14 protein-coding genes are annotated in these 12,602 nt (G+C 33.4%); 8 read left to right on the top strand and 6 right to left on the bottom strand.

Going from position 1 to position 12,602, the window contains the following annotated elements:
- Positions 1–28 precede the first annotated feature (28 nt).
- The 4 genes from AC0NBN_RS06185 to AC0NBN_RS06170 are packed head-to-tail and all read right to left on the bottom strand — an operon-like array spanning position 29 to position 3,721.
- On the bottom strand, positions 29–607 hold the full coding sequence (locus tag AC0NBN_RS06185) for a Uma2 family endonuclease (RefSeq protein ID WP_160813180.1): 579 nt from the start codon (positions 605–607) through the stop codon (positions 29–31).
- Positions 608–646: 39 nt separating this feature from the next.
- Entirely contained in the window at positions 647–1,873 is a 1,227-nt protein-coding gene (locus AC0NBN_RS06180) for a 3-phosphoshikimate 1-carboxyvinyltransferase (RefSeq protein WP_160813181.1), read from the bottom strand.
- 59 nt (positions 1,874–1,932) lie between these two features.
- Positions 1,933–2,259, bottom strand: coding sequence for a nucleotide pyrophosphohydrolase (locus AC0NBN_RS06175; RefSeq protein WP_160813182.1), 327 nt, complete (start codon positions 2,257–2,259; stop codon positions 1,933–1,935).
- A 46-nt stretch (positions 2,260–2,305) separates the two neighbouring features.
- Complete coding sequence (locus AC0NBN_RS06170) at positions 2,306–3,721, bottom strand: hypothetical protein (RefSeq protein WP_160813183.1); 1,416 nt, start codon at positions 3,719–3,721, stop codon at positions 2,306–2,308.
- A 264-nt stretch (positions 3,722–3,985) separates the two neighbouring features.
- Here AC0NBN_RS06170 and AC0NBN_RS06165 point away from each other — a divergent pair, with 264 nt between their 5' ends.
- The 7 genes from AC0NBN_RS06165 to guaB all read left to right on the top strand — a co-directional run bounded on the left by AC0NBN_RS06165 (position 3,986) and on the right by guaB (position 10,434).
- Positions 3,986–4,237 (top strand): type B 50S ribosomal protein L31, encoded by a 252-nt coding sequence (locus AC0NBN_RS06165; RefSeq protein ID WP_089745156.1) that lies wholly within the window; start codon positions 3,986–3,988, stop codon positions 4,235–4,237.
- Positions 4,238–4,415: 178 nt separating this feature from the next.
- Positions 4,416–5,576 carry a GlmU family protein gene (locus AC0NBN_RS06160; protein ID WP_160813184.1) on the top strand — a complete coding sequence of 387 codons (1,161 nt, stop codon included), beginning with the start codon at positions 4,416–4,418 and terminating at the stop codon, positions 5,574–5,576.
- Between the two features lie 252 nt (positions 5,577–5,828).
- Entirely contained in the window at positions 5,829–6,338 is a 510-nt protein-coding gene (locus AC0NBN_RS06155) for an RNA polymerase sigma factor (RefSeq protein ID WP_143884958.1), read from the top strand.
- Positions 6,313–6,975: a hypothetical protein gene (locus AC0NBN_RS06150; RefSeq protein WP_160813185.1), complete on the top strand. Its 663-nt coding sequence runs from the start codon at positions 6,313–6,315 to the stop codon at positions 6,973–6,975. The genes AC0NBN_RS06155 and AC0NBN_RS06150 overlap by 26 nt, the downstream gene beginning before the upstream one ends.
- Positions 6,976–7,036: 61 nt before the next feature.
- Entirely contained in the window at positions 7,037–8,320 is a 1,284-nt protein-coding gene (locus tag AC0NBN_RS06145; RefSeq protein ID WP_160813186.1) for a DUF4252 domain-containing protein, read from the top strand.
- Positions 8,321–8,332: 12 nt separating this feature from the next.
- The gene (locus AC0NBN_RS06140) at positions 8,333–8,830 is read left to right on the top strand and encodes a DUF4252 domain-containing protein (protein ID WP_160813187.1); all 498 of its coding nucleotides are present in this window, start codon (positions 8,333–8,335) and stop codon (positions 8,828–8,830) included.
- Between the two features lie 143 nt (positions 8,831–8,973).
- The gene (gene guaB / locus AC0NBN_RS06135) at positions 8,974–10,434 is read left to right on the top strand and encodes an IMP dehydrogenase (RefSeq protein WP_160813188.1); all 1,461 of its coding nucleotides are present in this window, start codon (positions 8,974–8,976) and stop codon (positions 10,432–10,434) included.
- 53 nt (positions 10,435–10,487) lie between these two features.
- On the opposite strand, the gene AC0NBN_RS06130 is transcribed toward guaB, so the two are convergent.
- On the bottom strand, positions 10,488–10,685 hold the full coding sequence (locus AC0NBN_RS06130) for a KTSC domain-containing protein (RefSeq protein WP_160813189.1): 198 nt from the start codon (positions 10,683–10,685) through the stop codon (positions 10,488–10,490).
- A 64-nt stretch (positions 10,686–10,749) separates the two neighbouring features.
- Positions 10,750–11,820 carry a DUF4407 domain-containing protein gene (locus tag AC0NBN_RS06125; RefSeq protein WP_160813190.1) on the bottom strand — a complete coding sequence of 357 codons (1,071 nt, stop codon included), beginning with the start codon at positions 11,818–11,820 and terminating at the stop codon, positions 10,750–10,752.
- Positions 11,821–11,973: 153 nt separating this feature from the next.
- Between AC0NBN_RS06125 and AC0NBN_RS06120 the strand changes: the two genes are divergently transcribed.
- Complete coding sequence (locus tag AC0NBN_RS06120) at positions 11,974–12,378, top strand: hypothetical protein (RefSeq protein ID WP_160813191.1); 405 nt, start codon at positions 11,974–11,976, stop codon at positions 12,376–12,378.
- Positions 12,379–12,602 lie beyond the last annotated feature (224 nt).

Here is a 12,602-nt window from a genome sequence, read left to right as displayed (position 1 = left end):
TTTATTTGTTATTAGACAACAAGTTTTATTAAAATTCATACAAATCCTGTGTAGAAAATGTCAGATCTTTAAATTTGACAGACTGCAGCATTTCGCCGTCTGCGACAGGTTTTCTGCTAATATATTCACCATTTTCCAGACTGTAAATCAAAATAAATTTCTCACTCGGATCTACCACCCAATATTCTGAAACACCTGATTCTTCATATAAACTGAATTTTAAATTCATTTCTTTTTTTGAATTTCCGGGTGACAAAATTTCTACGATCAGATCGGGTGCCCCAAGACAACCCTTATCATCAATCTTATTTCTGTCACAAATCACACATAGATCAGGCTGCACAACGGTAATGATTTCTCCGGTTTTGCTTGGCAAACGCACATCGAAAGGAGCATAGAACAATTCACAGGGACTTTTTTCAAAATAAGAATAAAGAACCTGATTTATCTTCTGAGATATTCTTTGATGCATCGGAGACGGAGCAGGACTCATTTTCAAAATTTTCCCTCTGAATAGCTCTACCCTTTCCTTGAGTTTCCACATAAGATAATCTGCATAGGTGTAAGATGCATTCATATCAAGTTGGCTGAGACTTGTAATTTCCATAGGTCTAATTTTATTGATAAACTGATAAAACAAATTTAATCATTTTAAAGTTAGCAGTTCAGACAAATCCTTCCAAAACAGCGGATAAGATTTTTCTACAACACTTTCATCTTCAATGTTCAACTCTTTAATCAAACAAAACGGCGCAAAACTCATTGCCATTCTATGATCCTGATATGTTTTAATAGAAATATTTTCCTGCGGACTTTTAAAACTTAGTGATTGTATTGTAGAGTCTGAGATTTCAGTTTCTACACCCAGTTTTTTTAATTCGTTGTGTAACGCTGAAAGACGGTCAGTTTCTTTTACTTTTAGAGTTCCCAAACCTGAAATTTCAAAAGGAATTTTCAAAGCTGAAGCTGTTACGCAAAGTGTCTGAGCAATATCCGGGCAATTGTTCATATCCAGAATAATCTTTTCCGGTAACTGAAAATCTTCAATTGGCTGAATGGTTAATTGATGTTCTTTTTTTGTAAAAGCTGTTTTAATTCCAAAAAAATCTTTGTAAATTTTTGCAATTGCAGAATCTCCCTGCGTTGATTCTTTATTGAAGCTTTTTAAATGAACAGTTTCTCTTCCAATGGCTGCAAACGAATAGAAATAAGAGGCAGAACTCCAATCGCTTTCCACTTCGTAATAGATGGTTGATGAATGATTATTGATGAATGGTTCAACTTTAATAATGTTTCCAACGAAGCTGTTTTTAATTCCGAATTTGGTTAAAACATCCAAAGTCATTTCGATATAGGATCTTGAAGTCACTTCGCCAACTAAATTAATTTCCAAACCGTTTTCCAGTTTTCCTGCAATCAGTAAAAGAGACGTGATAAACTGGCTCGAAATATTGGCGGGAACGTCTACTTTGGATTGAATTATTTTTCTACCCGTAATTTTCAAAGGCGGAAAACCTTCATTTTCCAGATACTTAATTTCTGCACCGAGACTTTTCAGTGCGGTAACTAGATTTTTAATGGGTCTCTCTTTCATTCTTCCTGATCCGGTAAGAATTGTTGCTTTTCCTTCCTGAATAGAGAAATAGGAAGTCAAAAAACGCATTGCTGTTCCTGCATGGTGAATGTCAATGGTTTCAGATTCCGAAGACAATGCTTTTTTAAGCAATTGTGTATCCTGAGAATTGGATAAATTTCCGATTTTTATGTTTGAAAATAAACTTTCCAAAATCAACAAACGATTCGAAATACTTTTCGAACCGCTTATTTGTATGGTTTGATTTCTTTGTAATTTTGATTTTTCTAGCTTCTTCATTGTTCCCCCTTATTTAAAAAAGATTTGAATATTTATAACCTATAATTCATCATTGTTCACTATTTCAATTTTTCGTTATTTTGATGACGATCCTTATCCCGATCAGTCTTCAAATTCATTTTTTTATCAAAAGCTTCCTGTAAATTGACTCCGGTTTGATTGGCTAAACATAAAGTAACGAATAAAACATCTGCCAATTCCTCACCTAGATCTTTGCTTTTATCGCTTTCCTTTTCGCTTTGTTCACCATATCTTCTTGCAATAATTCTTGCCACTTCCCCCACTTCTTCGGTGAGCATTGCCATATTGGTAAGTTCGTTAAAATAGCGGACACCAATAGTTTTTATCCATTCATCAACTTGCTGTTGAAGGCTTGTAATTTCCATATTTGAAAAACGGACGTAAAAGTTAAATTAAATTTTATTAAAAAATCTATTGATAAGCTCCCAATGTTGGATTGGATGTTCTTGAAACACCTACAATATCCGTTGGAACTGTTCCTGCTATCGTCACATTACCTTTGTTTCTTGCAGGTGAATCATTTTTTACCCGAAGATTCATTTGTGCCGCAAAATAATTGACGAATTTAGGATCCTCATTTTTGTAACTTTGAATAATGCTGTTGGTTGGATTGTTATCAAACATAAATCCCGCACCTGACAAGCCTGAATATTTAATTAAAGAATTTTGAATTAAATATTGAAACTGCTGACCGTTAATTGCTTCAAAATTCACCGAATCTCCCTGGTCAGAATACACAATACTGTTGAGAATATTCAAGTTCTGAAGAGCTCCAAAAACAATTTGTCCGTTTTCGTTTTTCCATTCATTGGTTGCAAAAATTCCCATTCTGTTCCGATTGAATAACACCTGAGAATAATTAGCTATAGTCACATGAGTATATGAGTGATTTCCTCCTCTGAATATCCCAATCGCAGATTCTCCGCAGTTATTCATTACCAGGTTATTTGCATTCACAGTACATTCTACCGCATAAATTCCATATTCCTGAAAGGTATTAATAAATGAATTTCTGATATTGGCGTTTGCCTTTTTCATCTCAAGACCTGTAGTTCCACCAAAAAGTCTTGCATGGTTCATGTTGAGCGTAGAACCTTCTTCCATTTTTATAGACTTCCAGTTTCTTGGAATTGTGTCATAATACGTATCATTTCTGTCACCACGAAGAATAACCTGATTATCTAATGTTCCGTTGATATTGAGAATTGCTCCCTGAGAAACCTTCATGCCGCTGTTTTTATGGAAATAAACTTTTGTTCCCGGTTCAATGCTTAAATTGATATTTTGGTCAACCGTTAAATTCCCATAGATAATTTTAGCCTTGTTGTTAGTCCAGGTGGTATGATTGGTAATTACATTAGGGTTTGACGGTGTCTGTATAAAAAATTCGGCATCCTGCACTACAGAAAATAAAGTAACATGCTGCTGCCCTACTCCTGTCGTAAACAAAATTCTGTCTTCCGCAATTGCTTCTGGTCCTGTAGCCTGAGGCGCAATTTCTACATATATATACATGCTGTCTTTTTTTCTCAAAGGAACATTTTGAAAATCATGCCCTGCCTTTCCGTCCACATTGATTCTGTATAAAGATGACGCACCTTTTTCCAGATGAATTCTCGGGATCATTACATCTTTGTCTTCATTATTAAAAACTTTTACTGCGTAGGTTTCGGATCTTACTTGATGATAAACAGTGTCACAAAAAACAGTGTCTCTGGAAAATCTAAGTTCCTGTGAAGGAGCATCGAAACTGATGTCATCCTGATTACACGAAACAGCAAAAATTAACATCAATACAGATAAAAAAAGTAATGATTTATATTTCATAAGTAGATATTTATTGTTTGTGAGTCATTTAAACACTGCCAAAATGTAAATATTAAGCAGTCACAACGGCTCCATTTAATTAAATTTATATAAGTTTCAAATTTAACGAAAATACTTCAATATTCTTATGCCAGAAAAAAATCTTAACTCAGTATTTGTATATAATAAAAATATTTGTATTTTTGCAACCTAAAATTTAGCAGAGAAATATCCATTACTATTTCGAAAGCAAAGTTTAATTTTTTAAATTATAAAAGTTTACACATGAAAAACGGAATTCACCCAGAAAATTATAGACTTGTTGTTTTCAAAGATATGAGTAACGACGAAATGTTTCTTTGCAAGTCTACAGCAGATACTAAAGACACTATTGAGTTTGAAGGTCAGGAGTACCCATTGATCAAAATGGAAATCTCTTCTACTTCTCACCCTTTCTACACAGGAAAAACTAAATTGGTTGATACTGCAGGTAGAGTAGATAAGTTCATGAACAAATACAAAAAATTCGCTAAGTAATTTTTTGTTCTTACAATATTTAAAAGTCTTTCGGTTTCCGGAAGACTTTTTTTATAGCCGGATTGAAAATTTAGTTTAAGTATTTGTATTTTTGCTTTTAGCTAGAAATTAAAGCTAAAACTGATTATTGAATAGAAATGATCAACTTTTCATCCTCTAACCTCTAACCTCTAATAAAATGCAGCTTGTATTCTCCGATGCACAATATTGGGAAGATTTCCTTCCGCTTACATTTACCCGTCCTGTTGCAGAAATGCGCTGCGGAATTCTTACTTTTTCCGAAAGATGGCAAAAAATTTTAAGTTCTGATGAAATCTCCTGGTTTACAGAATTGTATCTTCAGCAGAAATTCAGAGAACCTGAAAAAAAGGAAAGCCTTTTTCTAGTTCCTAATTTTTTACCGACAGAAACGGTAATTCAACAAATTAAAAATCTGAAACAGGGCGAAGCTTTGGTGTATGAAGATGAGTTGGTCGCCGCAAAAATTAATATGGAAGGCTTTTCATTAAACCAGATTGAAAAAATGACGGATATTAAAGAAAAACTCATATTTTTTAAAAAGCCAACCGATCTTTTCAGCTATAATAAAGAAGCCATTGATTTTGATTTCGAATTATTAACGAAAGGAAAAACGTCGCAGGAATTATCTTCCACCAACGGATTTTTAGGGAAGAAGGAAGATATTTTTATAGAAGAAGGAGCCGAAGTTGAGTTTTCAACGATCAATACTAAGACCGGGAAAATTTACATCGGAAAAAATGCAGAAGTGATGGAAGGCTGTAATCTTCGTGGTCCGATTGCACTTTGCGAAGGCTCAAAATTTAATTTAGGAGCAAAAATTTACGGGGCAACAACGGTTGGTCCGCACTCTAAAGTTGGTGGAGAAGTAAGCAACATCATTATTTTTGGATATTCCAATAAAGGACATGATGGTTTTGTTGGAAATTCTGTCATTGGTGAATGGTGCAATCTGGGAGCAGATACCAACTCTTCCAACCTTAAAAACAATTACGGAAACGTAAAATTGTGGAACTATAGAACCAAAGATTTTCAGGATACCGGTTTGCAGTTTGCAGGCTTAATTATGGGAGACCATTCTAAGACCGCAATTAATACTCAGCTGAATACCGGAACAGTCATTGGGGTGGCTTCCAATATTTTCAGAGAAGGTTTCCCTCCGAATCTGATTGAAAATTTTTCCTGGGGTGGGTTCAAAGATGATGAACGTTTCAAACTAGATAAAGCATACGAAGTTGCCGAAAAGGTAATGGCAAGAAGAAAAATGCCGTTAACAGACGAAGATAAAGGCATTTTGAAACATATTTTTGAGAATTATTAATACCATATTTAAAATATCTAAACCATTAAGATGATTTTAGCGGTTAAGTTTTTTAAGAAAGCATCTAAAAATTTTACGAGCAGACTTCTCAAAATGAGGCTTAACTTAAAATATGTAAAATTCTCAAACGCTTTAATGGGTAATAATTATTTCGTTATTCAAAATAAACTAAAACTTCAATTTTTGAAGTTTTTTTATTTTTAGTGTAATAAATTCTTAATTCCGGTTGTCTTATTAATAGAAACAAAACTTATGACTCAGGAAACTTTCAGGAATACGGTATTTATTCTCAGTAATGAGATGTTCCGTTTTGCGAAAAGATTTGTCCTGAGCAGCGATGAAGCCGAAGATATCGTACAGGATCTGATGATTAAATTCTGGCAGAAAAAAGACGAGCTGGAACAGTTTGGAAATTTAAAATCCTATGCTTTAAAATCAGTCAGAAATGAATGCCTGAACCGTCTAAAGCACCATGATGTAAAATTGGGCTTTGCAGATCTGCAGCTTCATCGTTCAGAACTATATAACATGGAAGTCAATAATCTGAAAGAACAGATTGTGGGATTCATCAATCAGCTTCCCGAAAAGCAAAAGATGGTCATCCATCTGAAAGACGTAGAAGAGTACGAAGTGTCTGAAATTTCTGAAATACTGGAAATGGAAGAAAACGCAGTAAGAGTCAATCTGATGCGGGCAAGACAAAAAGTAAAAGAACAAATCACTCAACTGATGAGCTATGAGCAAAGACAAATTTCAAGATAAATATAATGAAGTCTTCCAAAATCTGAAGGAAGATAAGATGAACTGGGATTTTGATGATTTTCTTAAAAAAGCAGAAGGTAAGGAAGAAACAAAGTCTTCAGCAAAAATTCCTGTTATTCCGATTAAAAACAGCAAACCTTCATTCCCAAAATGGCTCTGGATGGCTGCAAGTGCGATTATTGTATTCGGATTGGCTTTTATTTTTAATTTCAATCAAAACAAAATCACCGATAAAGAAAATTTTGTTAAAAATGAGGTTTTAAAACAGAAAAACGAATTTATTGCAGAAAATCATAATCATGATTCACAGGTTGCCGTTCATATTACCGATTCTGCTTCCGGCGCAAAAAAAGATTCTATTTTTCAGGAAAATGCAATAGCCGAAAATGATGTACTTGATGAACTTTTATCCAAAAAAAGCAGAATTAAAAAAGAAAGAAAACCAAAATACGTTTACAATAATTCTCAAAGAAACCTAGCAGATTCTCTGGGATATAAAGATTCTTATGTAATTGTGAACGGAAAAAGGATTGATAATGTAGAAGAAGCAATCAACGTAACCAAATATTCATTTCAGGTGATGGCAACGAATGTAAATCAGGCGCTGAAACCTAAAGTGATGGATAATGTAGAATAGATTATTAACAATAAGATTATGCAACTGATCAGGCTTATAATCAATTAAATTTAAGAAACCCATGAAAAAAATATTTTTTATACTCACCCTTTTTATAACCGCTTTTGGAAATTATTCTGCACAGACAGAAAAGCTTGATAAATTTTTCGATTCGTTTGAAAATAAAAGCGGCGTAACCTCTATCAACATCAAAAAACCTATGTTTGACTTGTTGGATAGAATTGATATAAGCAACGAATATATCGGAAAAATAAAACCAATCATGCGTGATGTAAATGGTTTGAAGCTTCTGGTGTTTTCTAAAATTACTTTTCCGGATGATCTGAAATCTGAAAACCAGGGGCAGATAAAAATGAACCAGGAAAAAAGCGAGAGAGTAGCAAAACTTTTGAAAGATCTGAAACTGAATGAATTGATGTCCATCAAAAATGATGATGTTCAGATGAAATTTTTAGCAGAAAATGCTAAAGACGGCATTCTTGAAAATCTGATCTTTAATGTGGATTCAAAAGATGAGATTGCCATTTTTATCCTTAACGGAAAAATGAAAATGGATGATGTGAATAATATTATTAATTCAACAGAAATAAAAACTACTTCTGCAAAAAGCTCATCCAGAAACAGTTTTAATTCAGAAAATACTTCATCTTATCTTAACGGAGAAAACAGAAATGTAGGTGAGTTTTCTAAAATTGACGTTAGCATGGGAGTGAATGTAAATTATAAACAGGAAAATGCAACCAGCATAAAGGTTTTGGCAGATGCAGACAAATTGCAATATGTCATTACAAAAAATGAAAACGGAGTTTTAAAAATTTATATTGATAACAAGGGTGTAAAAAATCTGAGATTTAAAAATCTGACAGTAAATGTTTCATCTCCAGAAATGAATTCTATTGAAACTTCTTCAGGCGCATCATTTACTGCAGTAAATACGGTAAGAGAAAACAATCTGGAAGTTAATGCTTCATCCGGCTCAAACATCAAGGGAAAATTTGATACAGATAATGCCAACTTTGATATTAATTCAGGTTCTAGTGTGAAGGTTGATCTTACAGCACAGAAATTAGTTTTAAAAAATTCGAGTGGTGCAAGCTCTACTATTGAAGGAATGGCAAAAACAGCGTTTATAGATTTGAGCAGCGGAGCATCATGTAAAGCTGATGGATTAATAATCAACACAGCTCAGGCTGAATCAACTTCCGGAGCAAGCCTTTCTTTGCACGTAAAAGACAAATTAAAGATAAGGGCATCTTCCGGAGGATCAGTAAGACTAAAAGGAAACCCTGAAATGGAAGCAAAAGTGGATAAAGTTTCTGGCGGAAGTCTGAGCAAAATAAACTAAAAATCAATTGCCATGAAAATCTTAAAAAACATTTTTCTCTTTTGCTGCACTTTTTTCCTGCTACAATCCTGTATTGTTTCTGATAAGCCAAATATTGCATTTTTTTCTGGTGATAATGATTTTGAAAATGCAAGATTCACAAGTTTTAATGTTCCGCTGTTTTTAGCGAAGCCTTACATTAAAAGGGCTTTGAGAGAAGACGGAGAAAGTGAAGCTGCGATAAATATGGTAAAAAAAGTTTCCAAAATTAAAGTAATGACCGTTGAAAACGGAAGCCAGAAACTGTTTAATGATTATACAAATTACCTTAATTCCAATCATTATGAAGACTGGGCAACAATAAAACATAATGGGGATAACGTCAATATAAGAGTTAAGCAGAATGGTGATAGGATCAAAAATATGCTGATTTCAGTAAATTCAAAAAAAGAAATGGCATTTGTAGAGATTAAAGGCAATTTTTCAGCAGATGATATTTCCAGAATGATCAATTCATTTGAAGACCGGTAATCCATATTTAGCTATATTAATTTTGTAAAGTCACTATTTTAGTGGCTTTTTAATTTATAGCATGAATTATTAATTTTTATTTAAACTATTGCTGCTGATTTTCGTATCTCATCTAAAAGCCTTAATTTTGCAAGAAAGTAAAGATGTCTATTCATAACAAAATTGTAGAGACAGCCATCACTTTCGATGACGTGCTTCTAGTTCCTTCTTATTCTGAAGTTTTACCAAATCAGGTTTCCCTAAAATCCCGACTTACCGATAAAATCACGCTGAATGTACCTATAGTCTCCGCTGCGATGGATACTGTAACTGAAGCTGACTTGGCAATTGCTCTGGCAAGAGTGGGAGGTTTGGGCTTCATCCACAAAAATATGACTATTGAAGAACAGGCGGCTCAGGTAAACCGTGTAAAACGTTCTGAAAACGGAATGATTTCAGATCCCGTAACACTTTCAAAAGATCATACTTTGGCTCAGGCTAAAGAAACAATGGCAAAATATAAAATCTCTGGTCTTCCTGTTGTAGATTCTGATAATGTCTTGATTGGAATAATCACCAACAGGGACGTAAAATATCAGGAAAATCTTGATATGAAAGTTGAAGAGATTATGACTAAAACTAATCTCATCACGTCTGATAAAAATACCAATCTGGAAAAAGCCAAAGAAATTCTTCTTAAAAACAGAGTTGAAAAACTTCCTATTGTTGATAAAGAGAATAAGCTTGTTGGTTTGATTACTATTAAAGATATTGATAACCAGCTTGAATATCCAAACGCAAACAAAGATGAAAACGGACGACTTATTGTGGGAGCCGGAGTTGGAGTTGGTGAAGATACAATGGACAGAATTGCTGCATTGGTAAAAGCCGGAGTAGATATTGTTGCTATTGATTCTGCACACGGACATTCTAAGGGTGTTTTAGATAAAATTTCAGAAATCAGAAAAGCATATCCGGATTTAGATTTGGTTGGCGGAAATATTGTAACGGCAGATGCTGCAAAAGATTTAATCAATGCAGGCGCAAATGTTCTTAAAGTGGGTGTAGGACCGGGTTCTATCTGTACAACAAGAGTTGTTGCAGGTGTTGGAGTTCCGCAGTTATCAGCAATTTACAATGTTTATGAATATGCTCAATCTAAAAACGTTACGGTAATTGCAGATGGCGGCGTTAAGCTTTCAGGCGATATTGTGAAAGCAATTGCAAGCGGTGCAGGAGCAGTAATGGTAGGTTCTCTTTTAGCTGGAACAGATGAATCTCCGGGAGAAGAAATTATTTATCAGGGAAGAAAATTTAAAGCTTACCAGGGAATGGGAAGTCTTTCTGCAATGAAAAGAGGTGGTAAAGAAAGATATTTCCAAAGTGAAGCGAAAAAATTCGTTCCTGAAGGTATTGAAGGTAGAGTTCCACACAAAGGAAAGCTGGAAGACGTTATTTTCCAGTTAACAGGAGGTCTTAGAGCCGGAATGGGCTACTGCGGAGCAAAAGATATTGAAGCTTTACAAACCGAAACTAAAATGGTAATGATTACCGGAAGCGGATTGAAAGAATCTCATCCTCATGATGTTATTATCACATCAGAAGCTCCGAATTATTCTTTATAATTAAAATCTATATAATAAAATTCGGCGGTTGCATAGCGACCGCCGAATTTTTGTTACTTTACTCTCTTGTAGTTAAATCTTACTTTAATTACACGATTCAAAAACTGACCTTTAGATCTTGCCTCCCTGAACTTTTCCGAAATATCAAAAGGAACATTCAGATAATCATATATTGCTCCCGACTGATAAATTACTCTTAATATTTCAGTTTCAGGAAAATAAATATAATTATTGACAACACTTGAAGGCATATTACAGGAAATCAAAAAACATTCCTATCAATACTATCGTGAGTTTTTCAAAAATTATGGCTATTTACTCATCCAGTTTTCTCTTGAAATCATCAATTCTGAAATCAGTTAATGCATTGCCTTTTTCAACTTTTTCTTTAGAATACAATCTGAAATCATTTTCAGTTTTTTCTAAAAGATAATCATAGGGTCCTACATAAGAAATCAATTTAATCAAAACAGGAGAAATCTCAAGGCAAACAAACAAACCCATAATAAATGCAGCTGCAGTTGCTATAATCGCAGAATTCTCACCAAGTTCATCCAACGCTTGCAGTCTTGCTGCAAAACCATTATACTTATCCTCAAAAGTTTCGGTAGATTTTCTTTCAGTTTCGAGATTGGTGTACACTTTAGAAATTTCTTTATCCAGATATTCCAGCCTTGGAGCCATTTGCTTCTGATAATTTTCCAGATCTTTTCTTCTCTGTTCTTTTAGTTCCTGTTTCCTTTTTGCATTGGGACCAAATCCTTCCTTTCCACTTGTTAAGTTTGACTGTTTACCTAAAATCTCTTTTTCAAGATCTACAGCTGCCGAATCATATGACTTCTGATATTGACTAATTTTTAAGGTAATCTGTTTTTTTTCCGTCTCAAAAGGTCCGCTTTGTTGAAGAATTCTGCCATTCATTTGAGATTGCAGATCTTTTTTATTTCGTTGAATAATTGTATTAAGTTGTTTATTGACTTCTTTTTCAAAGATTTTAAGCTCTAAAGGTTTAGATATAATAATTCCTAAAAATGTAGCCAAGATTAATCTAGGAATGGACATTAAAATCTGATTCCACCACGTTCCTGTTTTTTTTATCGAAGAAACAATATATCTGTCAAGATTAAAGATCATCAATCCCCAAAGAATACCAAACCCAATAGAAGCCCAAATATCATCAAAAATTGTGAACATAGCATAAGCAGCCGATAATGTAGCAAAGACTGCAGTAAAAAGTACAATTCCTCCTATTCCGGCAAATTTATTCCATTCACTTGGTGTTTTTTTGATGATGTGAATATTTGCACCTGAACAAATCAGAAGAAATTTTTGAAACCAGTTAATCGCATAGTTGTTATCTTGTATAGTTGATATGTTTTTTTTCATTTTTAAATTTTATACAAAATTAGTATTTATAATGATAACTTTGTTACAAATAGTAATAGGTTTAACAAAGTAACTTTTATTTATATAGAATCAAAAACATTTTTGGCTTAATTTATGTTGAATACCATAAGATTAATCAATTAAATATTATATATGAAAAATTATCTTACCATCTCACTTACGATCACTGCATTTTTTCTATCCTCTTGCAGTAAAGAAAACAAGATAGAAACAGAACTAAAAGAAGCTGCAACAAGCATGAATAAAATTACACCGCAATTACTTAGTGAAGGAGTCAGATTAGATAGTGTCTCAGTACATAACAATACCACTCTTCAGTATAATTATACATTAACAGACGATAGTAAAGACGATCTGACACCTGATGAAATTAATGATTATAAAATTGCGGCTAAAGAAGAAGCATTGAAAAGCATAAAAAACTCTCCGGATATGAAAAACTTTCGAGATAAAAATGTTACATTGAAATATATGTATTATGATAAAAATGGAAAATCAACAACAGATTTTTCGGTGACCCCTTCAGAATATAAATAATTATTAATACACTATTATGTTCTTTAGATACAACCGCTTTGTCATTAAGGCGGTTTTTTATTGGGATTAATACTGTTTTTGAGTGTTTATACGACTTGATAAAGAATCTATTTTCAGATAAATCCATGCTATAGAAAATGTCCAATAATATATTACTTAATCTCATTCTGATTCAAAGGCTCGTATAAATTTTGAATTAGCTTCTTAAACTTCAATAAATCTTG

This window comes from Chryseobacterium sp. L12 (genome assembly GCF_056133985.1).
The sequence above is the reverse complement of the archived record's forward strand: the minus strand, read 5'-3'. Positions and strand labels throughout refer to the sequence as shown.